Raw genomic sequence first — 17,916 nt, forward strand, 5'->3', positions numbered from 1 at the left:
ATGACCAACCGCGCAATCATCTTCCTCATTATCGCGGCACTCGCTGCCCTGTCGGTGCCCGTAATCATGGCCGGCACCGGCGCAATCCTCCCGGTTGTTTACGCCCTCGCGGGCCTGCTGATTTACGAGCTGGCGACCGACCCCTACCGGAACGGAGACACCAATGAGTAACGAAACCGCACGCCTAGCCCGTGAGTGGGCTGAATCCCGCAACCCGAACAGCCTGACGGGTGCCGCTAAGGCTGCTCGCGAGCACATCATGGCCACCACAGACCCACTGACGATGGCGGACGTGGAGTGGAACGACGAGAAGCACTACCTGGCCGGGGCTGTAGACGCTGATGGGCACGAGGTGGTCATGCTGGATAAATTGCATGGAAATATCCGTGTTTGCGACGTAGACCAGATGGGCCTGGGTCGCCCGGTGCTGGAATCCCCGAAGACCATCACCCCGAACGGGAAGCGGTACGAACTGCGCGAGGTAGGGGCGCCGGAAGAACCGACCCACCCGGAAACGCTGGTGACCGAGCAGGACTACGCGAACGCGCCCGCCGGAACCGTAGTCGCGGAATCCCATTACTTTGCATGGCAAAAGAACCAATTCGGAGCCTGGCGCAAGGTTAAAACCCGGCTTACCGACCGCGAGATGGCAGGCACGGAGCGGCAGGTGCTGCGCTGGGGGTGGGGCAAGTGACCACCAACATCACCCCGGACAAGGCCCGCGAGCTACTCAACACGGCACGCCAAGAAGCGGGGGACGGGCAACGCCCCGTGACCGTGGCCGCGAAGTACGCCCCGCTGGTAGAAGCCACCCCCGCACTCGCGGAACTAGTCGCCAGCATGCACTACGAGTACGCGGTGCAGACAGGCATCGACGACAACGGTGATTACAGACACATGTACGACTGGCGACCGACCCACGACGAAGCCGCTGAAATGGTGGCCCTACTCAAGTGCATGAACCCGGACATTAAAACCCGCATTGTCCGCCGCTTGGTGGGGGAGCCGGAGGTAGTCGAATGAGCCGCTGGGAAGTGAAGCAGCACATCTACAGCAGGAAGTGGCTGGCCTACCCGAGGGACTACCACTCACTGCGACCGCAGACGGTGGTGGACGCGAGCGTGCCGTGTGTCCGCATGTTCCACCACCACGCCGAAGCCGTCGCCTACGCCGACCGCATGGCCCGCACCCGCGAAGTCGTGCTGCCCAGGAACCACGACCTAAAGAAGTCGGTACATAAAGACATTAACGGGGATTTGTACGCCAACTACAGCAGCGCCAACTACTGGGCGCAAGACAACTGGAACAAAGGCCCAAAACCCCTCGCACTCGCGCTACTCGCCCTCGCAGAACAGGAGGAACACACATGAGCAGCACCTACGGCCCGTGGCAGCGGTGGTTCGCGTGGCGCCCCGTGGAAACCCGCAACCACGGCTGGCGCTGGCTCCGTGTGGTTGAACGCCGCCGCCACTACCCCGACCCCATGCTCCCGCCACTAATCGGCGCGCAACCCGGCTGGGAATACCAACCAACCCCCAACAACCGACACGAAACCGAGGAAGCATGACCACATTCATTCGACTGTGTGGAGGGGAAACCGGCGTGGGCACCACCCGTGACGAGTGCCCCCACCGGCTGCATGACTTCCCGCTCCCCGACGGCTATGGGGACGCGGCGGAGGAAGCGGCACGCAGGATCGGCCACCGCTGGCAAAACGTCCGCTGCCCAGACTGCGGCACCTACGGCTGGAATCCGGGGACAAGCCGCTACAAACTCACACCCACCAAGACGGAGGAACACGAATGAGCACGTATCTGTACTTGCGGTGCGAATCGCACAACCCGCCAATCGAAAACGACGATGAATCCGGCCAACACCTACACGACCTAGAGCAAATCTGGGCCGACCTCGACAACCGCGACCGGATCGCCGCCGCCTGGCGCGACGGCATGATCCCCGAAGATTACTTCCGTCTCCACACGGCCCGGTTCCTCGTCGCGCACCCACACTGCAAAATCGGGGTCGTAGACGAATACGGACGCACCCACCACCCAGACGGCACCACACGAGACGAGGGGGAACAAGCATGAGCATTGATTACGACCGGCTACGGGAGCTGGTGGGGGAGATGGAGCAGGGTGTGGCGGCGACTACCCGCTACATCTGGATCGACCTCGCCCGCGAACTACTGCGCTTGCGGGACGGGGTGAAGCAGGTTGCCGATGACCTCGGAGAAAAAGCGGAATACGCCCCCAATGTCCCCCGGCGGGAAGCCTACCTCGAAGCAGAGCAGCGTCTCACCGACCTACTGAACGGAGACACCAATGAGCATTGATTACGACCGTTTGCGGGAGCTAGTCGCGGAGATGGAGCAGGGCGCAGCCGCCACCACCCGCTACACATGGCTAGACCTCGCACACGAACTGATCCGCCTGCGCGACGGAATCGAAGCGCAGCGCGACACGTGCACCAGCGCCGCGGCAATGTGCCGGGACTTCAACAGCCCGGACGCGCCAGCCGTCGCAAGCAACCTCGAATCCGTAGCCCGCGCACTCACCGGCCTACTGAACGGAGACACCGAATGAGCACTATCGACCGCGCAGCCGACGTAATCCGCGCCCACGGGTTCGACCCCTGCCGAGAACCGGAATGTATCGCGCAAGACCTCGCAGACGCGGGCCTACTCGCGCCAGACCTACCGACCCTGAAATCCGACTACGCCAGCATAGAAGTGCCGGTACGCAGCACCATCATCAACATGCACGACGATCCCGAGCGCTACGACGATGACAGCATCCTCGTCGGCACCTGGTTCGGGGAAGTGGAGTTCTCTCTCGGCAAATTCGACGAGGTGTCGGTCTACATGAGCATTGAACAGGCCCGCGACTTCGCCCACGCCTTGCTTGGGTCCGCCGACTACTCGGAGGCGAACCAATGATGGAGCTCAAGGAAATCAAGGTTGAACGCGAGGGTGGCTACGTGTGCGTCGCGTGGGACGGCGGACGGCTACGGCTAACCCCCACCACGGCAGCGGAAATGGCACGGCAAATGCGGGTCGCCGCAGTGGAGATCGCTAGCGAGGTGACCCGTGAGTGACCCTGTGAACCACCCGCAGCATTACACCGGGTTCAGCAACGGTGCGGAGGTCATCGATATTGCGGAGAACCTCACGTTTAACTGCGGCAATGCGGCTAAGTATTTGGCCCGCGCCGGAAGCGTCGACGGACGGGTGAAGGGCGACGTGCTGCAAGACCTGGAGAAGGCCCGCTGGTACATCAACCGCGAAATCAACCGACTGAAGGAGAACAACCAATGACCAGAATCGCCGAACCCGGCGTGACCCTCATTGCCCACACCACTGTCACCACACTGGACGGAACGCTGGATACAGCCCCCCACGCCGCCGAGTGGCTTGAACCCCAACAGGGCACCGCCCACGCGGAGTACATAACCGAGTTCGCTGGCAGGGCTTGTTACCAGAGCTTCAACCGCCCGAACCCGGCCACGGCCACCACCGCCGATTACCTACGCCGCACACTGTTCGAGCAGAAGCACTGGAGCATTGCGGAGCACGCCACCGCCACGTTCTACATCACCGGCGTGTCCCGCGCCTTCACCCACGAGTTAATCCGCCACCGCCACCTGTCGTACAGCCAACTCTCCCAGCGCTTCGTAGACGAGGGCCGCGCCGACATTGTGGTGCCGCCCGCCATGCGCGGCGAGGAGGACGTACTGCTCGAACTCGAGCGCGAAACCTCCCACTACTACAGCACCATCGTGGACGTGCTCACGGACGACGGCTTGCCCCGCAAGCAGGTCCGCGAAGCCGCCCGCGCCGCGCTCCCGAACATGACCGAAACGCGGATTGTGGTCACCGGCAACTTGCGCGCATGGCACGAAGTAATCGAGCGCCGCACCGCCCCGGACGCGGACGCGGAAATGCAAGAGGTCATGGGCATGGTGCGCGACCAGCTCACGACCATTGCACCGACCATCTTCCCGGAGGAGAAGTGAACGACTACATCACCGAAATCTGGGTTGGTGGCGTCAACGGCGGCGTCGCCTGGGGCGAATGGCTCCCCGTCGACGGCAGGGACTACACCACCCAAGACGCGGCGGTTGACGTAGCCGCCGAATGGGAGGCAGAAGGCTACACCGCACGAATCAAAAGGAAGGCAGCAGCATGATTGAACCCATCAACTGGAACACCGTCCCTGACGATAAAGACCTAGAGGTGTGGAACCGCCTCACCGGCAACTTCTGGTTGCCGGAGAAGGTGCCCGTATCGAACGACATTCCGTCCTGGAACCTGCTTACGGACGCCGAGCGCGAAGTGACAATGCGCGTGTTCACGGGCCTGACGCTGCTGGATACACTGCAGGGCACCGTGGGATCCGTCTCCCTCATCGGTGACGCGCAGACCCAGCACGAGGAAGCCGTACTGACCAACATCGCGTTCATGGAATCCGTGCACGCGAAGTCGTACTCCAACATCTTCATGACGCTGGCAGACACCCCGGCAATCAACCGGGCGTTCAGGTGGGGGCGTGAGAACAAGCAGCTGCAGTACAAGGCGGAGCGCGTGGAGGAGTTCTACCGAGGAAGCGACCCGGCGCTGAAGAAGGCCGCGTCCACCATTCTCGAATCCTTCCTGTTCTACTCCGGGTTCTTCTGGCCGCTACACCTGGCGAGCCACTCGAAGCTGACGAACACCGCCGACATAATCCGCCTGATTATCCGCGACGAGGCCGTTCACGGCTACTACATCGGCTACAAGTTCCAGCGGCACCTGCAGGACAAAAATGAGCAGGGCCAGCACGCCGTCAAAGAGATGGTGTACGAGCTCCTGTACGACCTGTACGAGAACGAATGCGACTACACCGAGGCGATCTACGACCCACTGGGCCTCACCGAGGACGTGAAGGTGTTCCTCCGCTACAACGCGAACAAGGCGCTGAACAACCTCGGATACGAGGCGCTGTTCCCCGCCGACGAGACGCAGGTGCAGCCTGAGATTATGGCGCAGCTGTCGCCCAATGCGGATGAGAACCACGACTTCTTCAGCGGCAGCGGCAGCAGCTACGTCATGGGCAAGGCCGAAGACACCACAGATTCGGACTGGGAGTTCTAATGGGGAAGGAGAAGGGCCAGTGCCAAGCGACCGGCAGATTCGGCAGGTGCCCCAACCGCGCCCGCAAACCGGGCTACCCGTACTGCCAGAAGCATGCGGAGGTAAAGGGTCTTCAGCACCCCCTTGTGTCCACCGAGGGCTCGCGGGTGCTCATTGCCGAGCTGAAGCGCGCCGGGTGGAGCAACCGCACTATTGCCCGCGAATCCGGGCTTGCCGAGAACACGATTCTCGGAATCGCGCACAACCCGACCATGCACCGCAGTACCGCGGAGAAGCTGCTGGCGCTGCGCGAGCTCGAGCCCGAACCGTTCCGCGTTGAGGTGTGGCCGTACCGGCGCCGGCTGCAGAGCCTGCAGGCCGCGGGCCACACCGGGCGCGACATTGCGAAGGGAACCGGCCTCCCAACGTCCACCGTGTCCTTCATCGTCAACGAGGAGGGCGAGTGGATAGCCCGCGGCAGGGCCGAGGTAATCGAACGGTACTGGCGGGAGCACGCCGCCGACCCGGTGCGCACCGCGACTGCGGCTGCTATGCGCGGTGGCTGGCCGGTGCCTATGTGGTGGGACGACATTGACGACCTGCGGGAGAAACCGGGGGTTACGCATTGCCGGGTGTGTCACGGCCTGGAGCCGTTCCGCAGCACAGGGCTGTGCAACGCGTGCAGGAGCCGGTTGTGGAACGCGCAGAACCGTGACGAAGTAAACAGGCGCCGGCGTGAGCGTCGCAGGAAAGCAAAGGAGCAAGCAGCATGATTGAGTTCTCGAAGGTGCACCCGGATGTGCCGACCCCGAAGCGGGCGCATCCCACGGACGCTGGCGTTGACCTCACCGCGTGGTCGATTGATACGGGTGAAGGGCAGGGCACTGACTGGGAGACGGACGTGATCAGTCCCGGCGTGTCCCGCGTGTTCGGAACCGGCGTTCGCGTCGCAGTACCCGAGGGGTACGTGGGGTTACTGTTCGCCCGCTCGTCGCTCGGGGTGAAGCGTCGCCTTGACGTGGCCAACGGCACCGGGGTGATTGACGCGGGTTACCGCGGCGAAGTGAAGGTGTGCTTGCGGAACACAGGCCGTATTCATGCGCGCCTTAAGCGTGGGGAACGGGTTGCGCAACTGGTGGTTGTGCCGTGCGACCGCGAGGAGTGGGTAGAGGTAGCGCACCTGGACAACACGGAACGCGGTGAAGGTGGGTATGGTTCCACAGGTAGCTAGGTCGTATCGTGGGGGCATGGCGACGAAAGTGTGCAACGTTTGCAATCGGGAGAAGCCGTTGTCGGAGTTCCACCGTCTTACTTCCTCCCCGGACGGGCACCAGTACACCTGCAAGGTGTGCATGAAGGAGCAGCGGGTGAAGTACCGCGCCAGGGAGAACACGTATGCGCGGGGTGCGCGGGCGGAGGAACGCCGCGAGTTGGCCTGGTATCGGGAGCACTACCCGCAGGAAGGGAAACCGTGGAATGAGTAATTTCTGGCGGATCAGTGATTATTTGGAGGCGCACCCCACCCCGTGGCGGATAGTGCGCCCGAAGCCCTCCACCACCGGCCTGGAAGGCCTGCGCGTGTACCCGGAGCCGGACACGGACGGCTACGAGGGCGTGCTGTACCGGGACGGGCGGGACACGGCAGCGGACGTTGTGGTGGACGCGAACGGCAAGGTGGTTGTAGAGTCCGCCGACAACGCGGGGGAGGCCTCATGGCTCGAGGGTGATGTGCGCGCCCTGGTGGACTTCGTAAATGCTGCGGGGGCGGCGATAAACGTGCGGACAGAGCGGCTATTCCCTGACTGGGCTAGCGGTCGAGCGGGCACATTATCGGAGACGGATAAGCAGCGGATTATGGAGAGTGCGAAGCGCAGGTTTAGTGGCCCGGTAGACTAGCTGGTACGCGAACCCCGCCCTCTACGTTTGTATGGCGGGGTCTTCGCTTGTGGGGTAGGTTTCGCCGTGGGGTGGGCCCTAACCCCGATTCGGCCCGTTGCTTTCATCGCTTCCCCTGGTGGTGCGAGCAGCGGGCCGCTCGTTCACCGTCGCCTGACCGCGTGGCCCGGTGGGGCACCATGCCCCGGTATGGAGACGAGAACAACCCTGCCGGTGGGTGACCTTCACCCGTACCGTGGGAACCCGCGCAACGGCGACGTGACCCTGATTAAGGCTTCCTTGTTGGAGCATGGGCAGTACCGCCCTGCGGTGGTGAATGACACCGAGGACGGTTGCATCGTTCTGGCGGGGAATCACCTGGTGCAGGCCATGCGGGAACTCAACGAGGAACACCCGAACGAAGGGTGGGGCGTGGTGTGGGTGCATATCGTCCACCTGGACGAGCAGCAGGCCCGCCGCCTAGCACTCACCGACAACAGGTCTAGTGACCTCGCCTCCTACGACCACGTCGCGCTTCTAGCGGAACTAGAAGCGTTGGATGTGTTCGACGGCACCGGGTGGGGTGAGGCCGACCTGGAAGCGCTCGAAGCCCTCACCGCCGACGCAGAACCAGAACCGGAGGGTGACGCCCCGGACGAGTTCCCCTACCCGGGCATGGCCACCGTCACTCTGCACCTGCTGCCCCCGCTGCACGAGCAATGGCAGGACTTCACCCGCGGGTTCGACAGCCCCGAGGAGGCATTGGAACACCTCCTCGACCACGGGGCGGGAGCATGACCCGCACGGCCCGTCAGAAGCGCATATCCCGCGAGCGCGCAGCCAGCAAAGCCAGCCTCGGGAAGAACTGCCCCACCCCCAACAAGCACGCCTACCCCAACCGCGGTGAAGCGCACGCCTCACTGCGCCGGCAATGGCGACAACCCCGCCCCGGCAAGCACCTCCCCACCCGCGTGTACCGCTGCCCCTGCGGAGCATGGCACCTCACCAGCAAGCCTGACCGCACCCGCAGGTGACGCACCATGCGAAGCATGAGTGACGGGAACATCACCTGCCCCGCAGCCGACGAGTGCGACGTGTGCGGGCGCTGCACCATGTGCCACCCCCGCGACCCCCGCTACGACCACGGCGGGCCGCTGCCAGCGGGCAATGGTGGGGTGAACCTGCACGGCCCCGGCTGGTACAGCACCGACCAAGTACGCGACATGCTCAACAAGGTGGGGGTGGACATGGAACACGCCGAACACCTCATGGAAGAAGCCCGCCAAGTGGTGGACTGCTACGTGCAGAGCTTCCTCCACACGCCGGACGAACACACGGCCACCCACTACCCCGACGGGGTGCTCCACACCTTCACCGGCCCCAACAACGACGGCCACACCCGCACCTGGACAGTAGCCACACGGTACCCCGACACCACCTAAACCAGCAGGTAAAGCCCTGACCCGCCCAGGCGCACAGAAGGGGGCGGAACACACAACCACAGCACAGGAGAACCCAATGCCCGCATACCCCACCGGCATGACCCCAGAACGCGCCGAGCGCGCACAAAAGGTCGTTGAGATGAAACACCGGCAGGGGCTCACGATGGAGAAGATTGCCGGCAAGCTCGGGGTATCCGAATCGCAGGTGCGGCGTGACTACCGCGACGCGATAGACGCGACGTTCAAACCCACCGTTGAGGAATTCGTGATGGAGGAGGTTGACCGCCTCGCCCTCGTGTACCAGCGGTTCCTGCCGGACATGTTGCAGCGCGAAGACCACGAGCGGGCGTTCAAAGCGGGGGAGAAGGTACTGAAGGTGTCGGAGCAGCGGGCGCGGCTGCTGGGCCTGAATGCGGCGGTGAAGTTCGAGGTGAAGGGGGAGCGCGTCTCCGAGCTCGACACGTTGGCGCAGGCGGTAGCCGCGGAGGTGGCCGCGCTCGAGAAGGCAGCTGGCGAGCAGGAGTAGCCCGTGGCAGTTACTCTGTCGCCGAAGCAGAAGCAGGCGTGGGCGCACTCCACCCGCTTCATCAACGTGTGGGACGGCAGTGTGTCCGGTGGCAAAACGTTCACCTGGCTGCTGCTCATGCTCCACAAGATTCAGAACGCCCCGGCGGAGGGCGACATTGTCATCATGGGGTACAGCCTGCCGTCGGTGTACCGTAACGTCTTCTCGCTTATCGAATCGCACCCGTTGTTCGCACCGTTCCGTGAGCACGTGCGCTACAACCACAACGCGGACACCGCCCTCATGTTCGGGCGCACCGTGCACGTTATCGGCATGGGCACGATCAAGGCGTCCGACCGTATCCGGGGCATGACCATCCGCTACGCCTTCGTGGACGAGGGCACACTCATGCCGCACGAGGTGTTCACCATGCTGCTCACCCGCCTACGTGTTGAGGGGGCGCAGTGCTTCATCACCACCAACCCGGGCAACCAGCGCCACTACCTGCTCACGGACTACATTCAGCGCCCGGACGAGACGGACACCTATCACGCGACGTTCACGATGGCGGACAACCCCGGGTTGCCGGCGGAGTACGTCGAGCGGCAGAAGGCCCTGTATACCGGAGTGTTCTACCAGCGGTTCATTCTTGGGCGCTGGGTTGCCGCCGAAGGGGCGGTGTTCCAGGGCTGGGACGAGGACACCATGACGGTGCAGGAACTCCCCGAGCTGCTGCAAACGTTCAGCGTCGGCGTGGACTACGGCACCGAGCACCCCACCGCAGGGTACGCCCTATCCCTGGGGCGCAGCGTCGAGGACGGGCAAGACACCTACCGCCTGTACCTGCACAACGAATGGTCACCCAACCCGACCCGGCGTGCCACAGACTTCGAGCTGGCGACCAGTTTTGAGGAGTGGACGGCGACGCTCCCGCACTGGCCGCAGTACATGTACGCCGACCCTGCCGCGGCCAGCTTCCGTGAGGAGCTACTACGACGCGGGCTCACCACCCACCGGGCCGACAACAAGGTGCTTGACGGTATCCGCACCTTGGACAGCCTGCTCATGGCCGGGCAGCTGAAGGTGCACGCCTCATGCGCTCACCTGCTTGACGAGCTACCGACCTACGTGTGGGACGCGAAGGCGGCGGAGCGTGGGGAGGACAAGCCCGTGAAGGAGCACGATGACCACGTGGACGCCGCCCGCTACGCGGTGCACTCGTCGCGTCACCTGTGGCGCGCAATGCTGACCGCTCCCGAACCCTAGCGAGCATAAGCGGCATGTACGACACCACGGACACCTGGTTCGACGTCAGCACCACCGAGGACGCGCTAGGTGACTTCATCATCATTGAGGCGAAGCAGGGGGAGCATGCTACCGGCGCTGCTGTCGCTATCCCGATAGAGGAGGCACCGTTCATAGCGCACGCGCTGCTCGACCTGTGGTGTAGTGACGATGAGGAGGAGGAGTTGGGGGAGGATGGTTGGCCGGTCGAGGAGGACTGACCGCCCCGCGAAACACAAGAACATGCCGGGCATGAGTATCCTCCCGCCCACCTCCGCTTGGCCCCCAGCCCACTACAAGCCGGCGCTCGACCAGGTGCGCCACGACGCTGCGGTGCTGTCCGGTGACCTGGCGGTGCAGAATGACCTGTACGCCGCCCGCCAGCCGAAGCCGTACACGTCGCAGTTCCAGTTCAACGGCGGGCTGTTCGGCAGCGTGGCTAGGGGCATGCTCGGCACCCCGCGCCCCAACAATGCAACCCCCGCGGTGACGCAGTTCGACACGTTGCCGTTCGACCTCGCCACCCTGTCCGCCGACGTGCTGGTGGGGGAACCGCCCCGCTTCACCCTGAACCCCGCGGACGAAGGCAACACCGACGCCGCGGTGGCGCTCACCAACTTCACCGGCACGGACACCTTCGCAGCCGACCTGCACCAAGCGTTCCGCTCATGCGCCGGCCTGGGCTGGGTGTACGGCAGGGTGGTGTGGAACACCGACATTGACCCGCACCCGTGGGTGGAGTGGGTAGACGCCGACCAGGGCATGCCCGAGTTCACCAACGGCAGGGTCACCGCCATTGTCTTCTGGGACACCTACCGGCAGGGCAAGCATGTGTACCGGCTGTTGCAGCGCCACACCGCGGGGCGTATCGAGTACGAGCTGCACCAGGGTGACGAGCACAAGCTGGGCATGGTGGTGCCGTTCACCGAGGTGCCGGAGACGGCGTACCTCGCGGACGTGGTGGACGCCGACAGTGGGGTGACCACCGGTGCTACCCGCCCCACCGCTGTGCTTATCCCGAACCTTGACCGCTCCCCCCAGTGGCGCACCGACCCGTACCTGCGTTACCTTGGCATGTCCGACGTGGTGAAGGGCGGGGAAGTGTGGCACTCGCTGAACATGCTGTGGACAGACCTCATGCACGAGGTGGACAGTGCGAAGGCGAAGCTCGTTGTGCCCGAGCACTACCTGCGCTCCAACGGGCCCGGGCGCGGCATGTCGTACGAGTGGTTCCGCGACGTCTACACCAAACCCCAGTCCGCCAGCCCAGACGCCGCGGACACCATCGAGCGGGTGCAGTTCGACATGCGGGTGGATTCCTACATGCAGGCAATCGACAACACGCATATGCGCGCTGTGTCGTCGGCGGGCTGGTCGAACATCACCTTCGGGTTGGAGAACGCCAGCGCCCAAATGACCGCCACCGAGATTCGGGCGCGCTCCACCCGCACCATTCACACCCACAAGGCTAAGAGCCGACACGCCCGCGCCGGGCTGGGGGAGTTGCTGACGGCGTGGCTTGAGATGGACGCTGCGCTGAACGGCTACGCCCCACCCACCCATACGGTGAACGTGTCGGTGGCGGAGCCGGTGCAGGCAACCGAGCTGGACGAGGCCACCACCGTGCAGACGCTGCGCAACGCCGGGGTCGCCTCAACCCGGTACGCGGTCACCCGTCTGCACCCCGAGTGGACGCAGGAGCAGATTGATACCGAGCTGGCCGAGCTCGCCCGGGAGCAGCGCGCCGAGGTTGGGGTGAACCCGTTCGAGAACGTGGGGTTGGACGAACCGCCGCGGGGCATGGAGGAGTAGTAGGTGCCGGCCCTTGAGCAGCAGTCGCGGGTTGTTGAGGCGTACCGTGACGCCGAGGTGTACCTGCTGCGCCTCATTGCCCGCTCGGTCGACGGGTCGGGCACGCAACGCCACTACATCGAGCAGCAGCGCGAACTGGCGCGCCTGCTGAAGCTCGCGCAGGCGAAGCTCGACCAGTTGGCCGGCCACCTTGACGAGGCGGTGCTGCAGGAGATGGAGGCGGAGTACGTGGCAGCGGTGCGGGAAGCCATTGCGCAGACCCCTAGCCCGGTGCCGTCCCTCATTCCGACGGCGGCTGTTGAGGCGACCGCAGTGTCCACCGCGACGGCGGTGGTGTCGCAGCACCCGCAGATTCTGCGCAGTGTGCACGACGCCTACCAGGAAGCGCAGCGCCTGACCGTCACCCGGGCCGTCGTGTCCGGCGAGAGCAACCAGCAGGCGGTGCAGTCAATGCTGAACCAGCTCGCCGACCGGGGCATAACCTCCTTCCGGGACGCAGCGGGCCGACGCTGGGGCATGGACACCTACGCGGACATGGCGGTGCGTACCGGGCGCATGAACGCGCTGAACCAGGGCCACATGGACGGCTGGCGCGACGCCGGGGTTGAGCTGGTGAAGGTATCGACGCACCCGGCCTCCCACCCGTGGTGCTACCCGTACCAGGGGAAGCTGCTGGCGATTCGGGGCGGGGCTGGAACCCACACTCTCACCGACCGGGTGACCGGGGAGCAGGTGACGGTAACAGCGGTGGCGACGTTCCAGGACGCGGTTGCCCGCGGATACCACCACCCGAACTGTAGGCATTCGGAGGGTGCCTACATCCCTGGGTTCACCTACACCGACCCGAAGGTGGTGTCGGAGGGGGAGAACGAGCGCCAGTACAAGGCGCTGCAGCGTCAGCGGCAGATTGAGCGGAATATCCGCCAGTGGCGCAGGCGTGAAGCCGTGGCCCTTACGCCGGAGGAGCGGGCCCATGCGAGGCGCAAGGTGCGGGCGTGGCAGGCAGCGCAGCGGGAGCACGTCGGCGCTCACCGCTTCCTCACGCGCCGGCACGAGCGGGAGAAGCTACGCGCATAAAAGAAAGGGCCACCCGGAGGCGCATCGTAGAGAGGCGCGGGTGGTGCTGTTGCTGCACAGTCTAGCAGGCAGTTTCAAACGTTGTTTGAAAGTAGGCAAACTGACCGCCACACGTTCCGTCACATACTCACCTCCGTTACCACCAAGGCGTGGAACACCACCCAAGCCCCCAAGGAGGAGACACACAATGGCGGACGAAACCCCCACCCCGGCAGACCTCGCCCAGGCCGCAGCTGACAAGGCGCAGCAGGCCCAGCACGACACCGAGCAGGGCGATTACGCCCAGGCCGGTGAGAACCTGCAGCAGGCCGAGCACGACCTGCAGCAGGCACGCGACAACGCCCCGAGCATGGAGGAGCTGCAGAAGCAGCTTGCCCGCTACGAGGCGGAGAACCGCAAGCTGAAGGACGAGAACGGCGACCGGCGCGTGAAGGCGAAGCAGGCCGAGGAACAAGCAGCGACGCTGAAGAAGCTCGCCCAGGTACTCGGCTTCGAACCGTCCGACGATGACCCCGAGGAGCAGATTAAGCAGGCGAAGCAGGCGGCGCAGGAGCGCGAAGCCGAGCGGGACAAACTGCAAGCCGAGCTCAACCGCATGCGCGAGGACACTACCCTCCGCAAGCTGGCGAAGGACAACGGCGCAGACCCCGACATGCTGGTGCCGTACCTGCGTGGCTCCGGGAACCTCCCCGAGTGGGGCAGCGACGAGTGGGACAGCAAGGCTGGCGAACTCGTCACCGACACGCTCAACCAGTTCCCCCAGCTGCGCGCCGGCAACGCCCCGCGCACGTCCGGGAACACCCCCAGCCCGACCCGCAACGACGCCACCCGCGTCACCCGTGAAGACCTGAAGGAACTCGCGGCGAAGGGCGACTGGGAAACCATCAACAAGCTCATGCAGCAGTAACGCCTTAGGAGGCAACCACTATGGCAGCACCCGTAACCAACCCGGGCCTCGACGGCTTCATCCCCGAGGTGTGGGCAGCGGCAATCATGGAGCCGTTCGAGAAGAACCTGGTGTACGCGCAGCCCACCATCGTGAACGACCGCTACTCCGGCGAGATTAACCGCGTCGGCGACACCGTCCACTTCGGCACCATCTCCGCCCCGACCGTCCGCGACTACAACGTGCTCGAGCCGCTGGTGTACGAGCAGGTCAACGTCGAGGACAACACCCTGAAGATTGACCAGGGCAAGTACTTCGCGTTCTACGTCAACGACACCGACGAATCCATGGCCGCGGGCCCGTTCCGCGACCCGGCTGTGCGCCAGGCTGCTATGCAGCTGCGCTCCGGCGTGGATACCTACGTCGGCGACAAGATGGTGAAGAGCGCTGGCACGAAGCTCGGCAACGTCGACGTGGAGCGCGGCTCCGAGAACGACCTGTGGGACGTCATTCTCGACATGCGCGCCGCGCTGAACAAGAACGGCGTGCCGACCGAAGGCCGCTTCCTGGTGCTCGGCCCGGATTCCGAGGCCGCTGCGCTGCGCACCCCGGGCTTCGTGAAGGCTAACGAATCGGGCTCCGACGAGACGCTGCGCCAGGGCATTATCGGCAAGCTCGCCGGGTTCGACGTCCTGGTGTCTTCCGACGCCCCGACGAACGCTGGCCGTGAGGGTATTGTGGCCGGCACCCGCGACGCGGTGTGGTACGCCCAGGCCATCACCAAGGTGGAGACGAACCGTTCCGAGGTTCAGTTCGCGGACTACGTTCGCGGCCTGAACGTGTGGGGTGCTGACGTTATCCGCCCGGAGGCGCTGGCTTCCGCTTGGGTGAAGGTCACCACCGGCGCAACCGCGGCTGCGTAACCGCGCAGCACCGACTAGAGGGGGCTAGGGGCATGCAGCCCCTGGCCCCCTTTACCTGTATCGAGGAGAGACACGATGAACAACCCGTACCAGGCGGAGCTGCTCGACACGCTGCGGGAGCATGACAACGCCGGCGACGAGCGCGAACTGAAGCGCCTTATCAACTGGTCGACGTCCGGCGTGCTGAAGTACACGCAGGCCGCGGTGTACGCGACGAACGATGATTACACGCCTGCCGAGACGTACCAGCGTGAGGCAATGGTGGAGGCGATTGAGGTGCAGTGCGCCACGGTGCTGTCGCTCGGTTTGGTGGCCGATGTGCTGTCCGGTGGGGCTGCGGCGGAGCCGACGGTCACCGGCACGTCGGACAACGGTGCCAGCTTGTCGTTCAGTGACGCGCAGGCCGAATCTGCCCGGGCGTGGCTACGCCGGGGTGAGCTGACTACGGAGGCGCAGATGATTCTGGACGCCGCGGGTCTTGGCCCGCAGCACCCGTGGGTTCGATACTAGATGGGAGGAACACGTGGACGCGGCAGCATTACGTTCCCAGCTGTGGGACAGGCACGAAATCGTTTTAGAGGGCGAGGAGAAGCGCACCGCCTACGGGGTGACACACGGCCCGCAGGTGGTGGTGCGAGGCAGTATCAACGCAACGGCCCGCACAGTCACCGCCCCCAACGGGAGTGAGGTTGTTGTGTCGGCGACGTGCCGGTGGCACCCGTCGGGCCCGCTTCCGAAGGTGGGGGCGAAGGTGACGCTGCCCGCACAGTTCGGGGTCGCGCCCCGGCGCGAGGTGGTGACCGCACGGCTGGTGGATTCCGGCACCGGGCTAACCCCCGCCCACGTGGAGGTGACGCTGCGGTGAGCTTGGAGTGGAACGCCGACGCGTTGAAGGCCCGTATCACCGCCGGCGCTCGCGCCGGGGTTGCGGAGGCGGCGCAGGCGGTTGCTACGGCGTCGCAAGACCTCACCCCGGTGCTCGAGGGCGTGCTGCGCGCCTCAACCTTCGTTCACCGCCCGGTTGAACAAGGCGGCGAGGTGCTGTCCGGCGTGGGCAACAACACCATCTACGCGGCCCGCCAGCACGAGGAAACTAGCTGGAACCACCCACGGGGCGGGCAAGCGAAGTATATGGAGACGGCCATGAACCAGAACACCGACGCTGTCAAGCAGACCATCATCAACCACATCAAGGGAGCGATCTAACATGCCGGATTACGGCACCGTGGGCTGGCAGCACGCCCACCCGGAGTTCGCGCTGCAGGTCGCGGAGTACCTGCACTCGCGGGGGATCGTGGCTGACCCGCACGGCGAGCAGCGCGACGAGCGCACAGCGGTGTACCTCAACGAGCTGCCGGCCGCCCCCGACCGGGCGGTGTGCGTGTTCGGCGTCCGGCGCGACCACTACACCTCGGACAGTAACCCGACGATTCGGTTCAGCCTCGCGCACCGCGCCGCCCCCGGCGACGTTCTCGACGCCGAGCACCTGGCCGAGTTGACGTTCCTCGCCCTGCATGACCAGACCGACCTGCGACTGACCGCCGACCAGACGCTTCTAGTCTGCAGGCAAGTCGTGAGCGACCCAGCGCTGCGGGACGGGAACAACCGCTGGGTACGGGTAGACACCTACCAGGCACTCGCGGCAGTCCCGAACACGCTTTCCTAGCTAGGAGGAAACATGGCATTCGCCAAGGCACCCAACAGCTGCGAGCTGAACAAGCAGCTCAACCGCGGCTGGGTCGCGCAGGTCAAGCCGAAGGGCACCGGCCCCGAGAACTGGCGGTTCGTCCGCGGCGCGACCACCATCAACCCCGTTGTGACCACGAACGGCGTGGACGCAACCGACCTCGATTCCGACGGTTGGGAATCCGAGATTGACACCTCGCGCTCCCTCGACATCGAGATTACGCACCAGTACGTCCGCCAGGGCGACACCGATGTGCTGTCCCCCGACCAGGAGCTGCTGCGTTACACCGGCGAATCGCTGGGCGCGGAGGGCCAGCTCGATGTGCGCGTGTGGCGCACCGACACCGACGAGGGCTGGGAGGCCACCTTCAACAACCGCTACGCCCCGGCTGGTGGTGAGGCGAACGGTATCCGCGAGGCGACCGCGAACCTGAAGTCCTCCTGCGCGCCGACGCGTATCCACTCCGTCGAGGAGGGTGCGGAGCGTCAGGATTCCGTCCCGTTCACTGATGAGGAGCTGCGCGCCCGTCTGCGCATCACCCCGGCCCCGGAAACCGAGGCCGACACCGAGGGTGAACCCGCCGCCTAACAGCGGCCCACATTCCGGCAACCCCCTGCGCCGTTCCCGTCTCCCGGGCGCAGGGGGTTGCCTCATGCCCACTGACCGCAGGCCGGCGCGGGGGACACTACCGGAGTACATGACCACAAGCGGGAGACGGGAGACACCGTGGCTATTGACCTTGGCGACCTGAAACAGTACAACGCCGAGCAGGGACTGAAGTTCGAGTGGGCGGGACGCAGCTACCACGTCCAAGCCGACGTGGAGCACGGGCTGGGATTCCACGCCACCCACCACGAGATGGACACCAAGCGGGAGGAGCTGCGTGAGAAGATTCGCAGCACCGACGCCGAGGAATCCAAGGCTGCAGCTGACAAGCTGCGCAGCCTGAACCGGTTCGGCACCTTCGAGCTCATGGCCCCCATGTTCGGCTCGACCTTCCACTACCCCACCAAGACGAAGGGGGCGCGGTTCACCGGGGGTATCCTCGCGGAGCTGCAGGAGAACGGCATGGACTGGGGCACCCTTGAGCGCATTGTCACCACCCTGTACCTGATGATGGTGAACTCCGAGGCTGTGGCGCAGGAGTACATGAAGACGGGAAAATTGGAGCAGGCCGTGGCAGTGGTGGCGGCGCGGGAGAAGTCCGAAACCGACGCCCTGGCGACCCAGCAGGCACCTGGCGCGACCAGTGGGAACGACTAAGACGCGACCTCGACGGGTGGGCGTGGGCGCAGGACAGTGAGTTCTGGTACGA

General features: G+C 65.0%; 34 protein-coding genes. All 34 read left to right on the forward strand.

All coding sequences use genetic code 11. The features are described from left to right. The 34 genes from CUREI_RS12425 (at position 1) to CUREI_RS03075 (ending at position 17,864) form a co-directional block, all read left to right on the forward strand. On the forward strand, positions 1–171 hold the full coding sequence (locus CUREI_RS12425; RefSeq protein ID WP_158407445.1) for a hypothetical protein: 171 nt from the start codon (positions 1–3) through the stop codon (positions 169–171). Continuing rightward, on the forward strand, positions 164–694 hold the full coding sequence (locus tag CUREI_RS02930) for a hypothetical protein (protein WP_038610221.1): 531 nt from the start codon (positions 164–166) through the stop codon (positions 692–694). The genes CUREI_RS12425 and CUREI_RS02930 overlap by 8 nt, the downstream gene beginning before the upstream one ends. Next, positions 691–1,023, forward strand: coding sequence for a hypothetical protein (locus CUREI_RS02935; RefSeq protein WP_038610223.1), 333 nt, complete (start codon positions 691–693; stop codon positions 1,021–1,023). Before CUREI_RS02930 ends, CUREI_RS02935 begins: the two co-directional genes overlap by 4 nt. After that, the gene (locus CUREI_RS02940) at positions 1,020–1,370 is read left to right on the forward strand and encodes a hypothetical protein (RefSeq protein WP_038610226.1); all 351 of its coding nucleotides are present in this window, start codon (positions 1,020–1,022) and stop codon (positions 1,368–1,370) included. The genes CUREI_RS02935 and CUREI_RS02940 overlap by 4 nt, the downstream gene beginning before the upstream one ends. Further along, entirely contained in the window at positions 1,367–1,567 is a 201-nt protein-coding gene (locus CUREI_RS02945; protein ID WP_038610230.1) for a hypothetical protein, read from the forward strand. Before CUREI_RS02940 ends, CUREI_RS02945 begins: the two co-directional genes overlap by 4 nt. After that, positions 1,564–1,806, forward strand: a complete 243-nt coding sequence (locus CUREI_RS12195) for a hypothetical protein (protein WP_144242396.1) — start codon at positions 1,564–1,566, stop codon at positions 1,804–1,806. Before CUREI_RS02945 ends, CUREI_RS12195 begins: the two co-directional genes overlap by 4 nt. Next, positions 1,803–2,090: a hypothetical protein gene (locus CUREI_RS02950; protein WP_051952166.1), complete on the forward strand. Its 288-nt coding sequence runs from the start codon at positions 1,803–1,805 to the stop codon at positions 2,088–2,090. Before CUREI_RS12195 ends, CUREI_RS02950 begins: the two co-directional genes overlap by 4 nt. Next, a complete protein-coding gene (locus CUREI_RS02955) occupies positions 2,087–2,335 on the forward strand; it encodes a hypothetical protein (protein ID WP_038610234.1) in 249 nt (82 codons plus the stop codon). The genes CUREI_RS02950 and CUREI_RS02955 overlap by 4 nt, the downstream gene beginning before the upstream one ends. Next, positions 2,325–2,585, forward strand: a complete 261-nt coding sequence (locus CUREI_RS02960) for a hypothetical protein (protein WP_038610237.1) — start codon at positions 2,325–2,327, stop codon at positions 2,583–2,585. Before CUREI_RS02955 ends, CUREI_RS02960 begins: the two co-directional genes overlap by 11 nt. After that, positions 2,582–2,938 carry a hypothetical protein gene (locus tag CUREI_RS02965; RefSeq protein WP_038610240.1) on the forward strand — a complete coding sequence of 119 codons (357 nt, stop codon included), beginning with the start codon at positions 2,582–2,584 and terminating at the stop codon, positions 2,936–2,938. Before CUREI_RS02960 ends, CUREI_RS02965 begins: the two co-directional genes overlap by 4 nt. Further along, the gene (locus tag CUREI_RS12430) at positions 2,935–3,096 is read left to right on the forward strand and encodes a hypothetical protein (RefSeq protein WP_158407446.1); all 162 of its coding nucleotides are present in this window, start codon (positions 2,935–2,937) and stop codon (positions 3,094–3,096) included. Before CUREI_RS02965 ends, CUREI_RS12430 begins: the two co-directional genes overlap by 4 nt. Further along, the gene (locus tag CUREI_RS02970; RefSeq protein WP_038610244.1) at positions 3,089–3,316 is read left to right on the forward strand and encodes a DUF3310 domain-containing protein; all 228 of its coding nucleotides are present in this window, start codon (positions 3,089–3,091) and stop codon (positions 3,314–3,316) included. The genes CUREI_RS12430 and CUREI_RS02970 overlap by 8 nt, the downstream gene beginning before the upstream one ends. Further along, positions 3,313–4,014, forward strand: a complete 702-nt coding sequence (gene thyX / locus CUREI_RS02975) for an FAD-dependent thymidylate synthase (RefSeq protein WP_038610248.1) — start codon at positions 3,313–3,315, stop codon at positions 4,012–4,014. Before CUREI_RS02970 ends, thyX begins: the two co-directional genes overlap by 4 nt. After that, complete coding sequence (locus tag CUREI_RS12435; protein WP_158407447.1) at positions 4,011–4,187, forward strand: hypothetical protein; 177 nt, start codon at positions 4,011–4,013, stop codon at positions 4,185–4,187. The genes thyX and CUREI_RS12435 overlap by 4 nt, the downstream gene beginning before the upstream one ends. Then, positions 4,184–5,131, forward strand: a complete 948-nt coding sequence (gene nrdF, locus CUREI_RS02980; protein ID WP_038610252.1) for a class 1b ribonucleoside-diphosphate reductase subunit beta — start codon at positions 4,184–4,186, stop codon at positions 5,129–5,131. Before CUREI_RS12435 ends, nrdF begins: the two co-directional genes overlap by 4 nt. Beyond that, positions 5,131–5,883 (forward strand): hypothetical protein, encoded by a 753-nt coding sequence (locus CUREI_RS02985; protein WP_038610255.1) that lies wholly within the window; start codon positions 5,131–5,133, stop codon positions 5,881–5,883. Before nrdF ends, CUREI_RS02985 begins: the two co-directional genes overlap by 1 nt. Then, positions 5,880–6,341, forward strand: a complete 462-nt coding sequence (gene dut / locus CUREI_RS02990; RefSeq protein WP_038610258.1) for a dUTP diphosphatase — start codon at positions 5,880–5,882, stop codon at positions 6,339–6,341. The genes CUREI_RS02985 and dut overlap by 4 nt, the downstream gene beginning before the upstream one ends. Before the next feature lie 16 nt (positions 6,342–6,357). After that, the gene (locus CUREI_RS02995; RefSeq protein ID WP_038610261.1) at positions 6,358–6,594 is read left to right on the forward strand and encodes a hypothetical protein; all 237 of its coding nucleotides are present in this window, start codon (positions 6,358–6,360) and stop codon (positions 6,592–6,594) included. Continuing rightward, positions 6,587–7,006 carry a hypothetical protein gene (locus CUREI_RS03000; RefSeq protein WP_038610264.1) on the forward strand — a complete coding sequence of 140 codons (420 nt, stop codon included), beginning with the start codon at positions 6,587–6,589 and terminating at the stop codon, positions 7,004–7,006. Before CUREI_RS02995 ends, CUREI_RS03000 begins: the two co-directional genes overlap by 8 nt. Positions 7,007–7,195: 189 nt before the next feature. Continuing rightward, positions 7,196–7,783: a ParB N-terminal domain-containing protein gene (locus CUREI_RS03005; RefSeq protein WP_144242397.1), complete on the forward strand. Its 588-nt coding sequence runs from the start codon at positions 7,196–7,198 to the stop codon at positions 7,781–7,783. 251 nt (positions 7,784–8,034) lie between these two features. Continuing rightward, entirely contained in the window at positions 8,035–8,427 is a 393-nt protein-coding gene (locus CUREI_RS03010) for a hypothetical protein (protein ID WP_038610267.1), read from the forward strand. Positions 8,428–8,503: 76 nt separating this feature from the next. After that, positions 8,504–8,953, forward strand: coding sequence for a sigma factor-like helix-turn-helix DNA-binding protein (locus CUREI_RS03015; protein WP_038610270.1), 450 nt, complete (start codon positions 8,504–8,506; stop codon positions 8,951–8,953). 3 nt (positions 8,954–8,956) lie between these two features. Continuing rightward, positions 8,957–10,198, forward strand: a complete 1,242-nt coding sequence (locus tag CUREI_RS03020) for a PBSX family phage terminase large subunit (protein ID WP_038610273.1) — start codon at positions 8,957–8,959, stop codon at positions 10,196–10,198. A 14-nt stretch (positions 10,199–10,212) separates the two neighbouring features. Further along, complete coding sequence (locus CUREI_RS03025; protein ID WP_038610277.1) at positions 10,213–10,437, forward strand: hypothetical protein; 225 nt, start codon at positions 10,213–10,215, stop codon at positions 10,435–10,437. A 31-nt stretch (positions 10,438–10,468) separates the two neighbouring features. Further along, positions 10,469–12,028, forward strand: coding sequence for a phage portal protein (locus tag CUREI_RS03030; RefSeq protein ID WP_038613831.1), 1,560 nt, complete (start codon positions 10,469–10,471; stop codon positions 12,026–12,028). A 3-nt stretch (positions 12,029–12,031) separates the two neighbouring features. After that, a complete protein-coding gene (locus CUREI_RS03035; RefSeq protein WP_038610280.1) occupies positions 12,032–13,105 on the forward strand; it encodes a phage minor capsid protein in 1,074 nt (357 codons plus the stop codon). A 187-nt stretch (positions 13,106–13,292) separates the two neighbouring features. Further along, the gene (locus tag CUREI_RS03040; RefSeq protein ID WP_038610282.1) at positions 13,293–14,012 is read left to right on the forward strand and encodes a hypothetical protein; all 720 of its coding nucleotides are present in this window, start codon (positions 13,293–13,295) and stop codon (positions 14,010–14,012) included. Between the two features lie 20 nt (positions 14,013–14,032). After that, positions 14,033–14,914 carry a P22 phage major capsid protein family protein gene (locus tag CUREI_RS03045; RefSeq protein WP_038610284.1) on the forward strand — a complete coding sequence of 294 codons (882 nt, stop codon included), beginning with the start codon at positions 14,033–14,035 and terminating at the stop codon, positions 14,912–14,914. A 75-nt stretch (positions 14,915–14,989) separates the two neighbouring features. Continuing rightward, the gene (locus CUREI_RS03050) at positions 14,990–15,424 is read left to right on the forward strand and encodes a hypothetical protein (protein ID WP_038610287.1); all 435 of its coding nucleotides are present in this window, start codon (positions 14,990–14,992) and stop codon (positions 15,422–15,424) included. A gap of 13 nt (positions 15,425–15,437) precedes the next feature. After that, positions 15,438–15,779: a hypothetical protein gene (locus CUREI_RS03055; protein ID WP_038610290.1), complete on the forward strand. Its 342-nt coding sequence runs from the start codon at positions 15,438–15,440 to the stop codon at positions 15,777–15,779. Next, a complete protein-coding gene (locus CUREI_RS03060) occupies positions 15,776–16,120 on the forward strand; it encodes a hypothetical protein (protein ID WP_038610293.1) in 345 nt (114 codons plus the stop codon). Before CUREI_RS03055 ends, CUREI_RS03060 begins: the two co-directional genes overlap by 4 nt. Before the next feature lies 1 nt (position 16,121). After that, on the forward strand, positions 16,122–16,580 hold the full coding sequence (locus CUREI_RS03065) for a minor capsid protein (RefSeq protein ID WP_038610296.1): 459 nt from the start codon (positions 16,122–16,124) through the stop codon (positions 16,578–16,580). A 12-nt stretch (positions 16,581–16,592) separates the two neighbouring features. Next, the gene (locus CUREI_RS03070) at positions 16,593–17,189 is read left to right on the forward strand and encodes a phage tail tube protein (protein WP_051952170.1); all 597 of its coding nucleotides are present in this window, start codon (positions 16,593–16,595) and stop codon (positions 17,187–17,189) included. Between the two features lie 138 nt (positions 17,190–17,327). Further along, entirely contained in the window at positions 17,328–17,864 is a 537-nt protein-coding gene (locus CUREI_RS03075) for a DUF7426 family protein (RefSeq protein WP_038610299.1), read from the forward strand. Positions 17,865–17,916 lie beyond the last annotated feature (52 nt).

This window comes from Corynebacterium ureicelerivorans (assembly GCF_000747315.1).
GTDB lineage: Bacteria > Actinomycetota > Actinomycetes > Mycobacteriales > Mycobacteriaceae > Corynebacterium > Corynebacterium mucifaciens.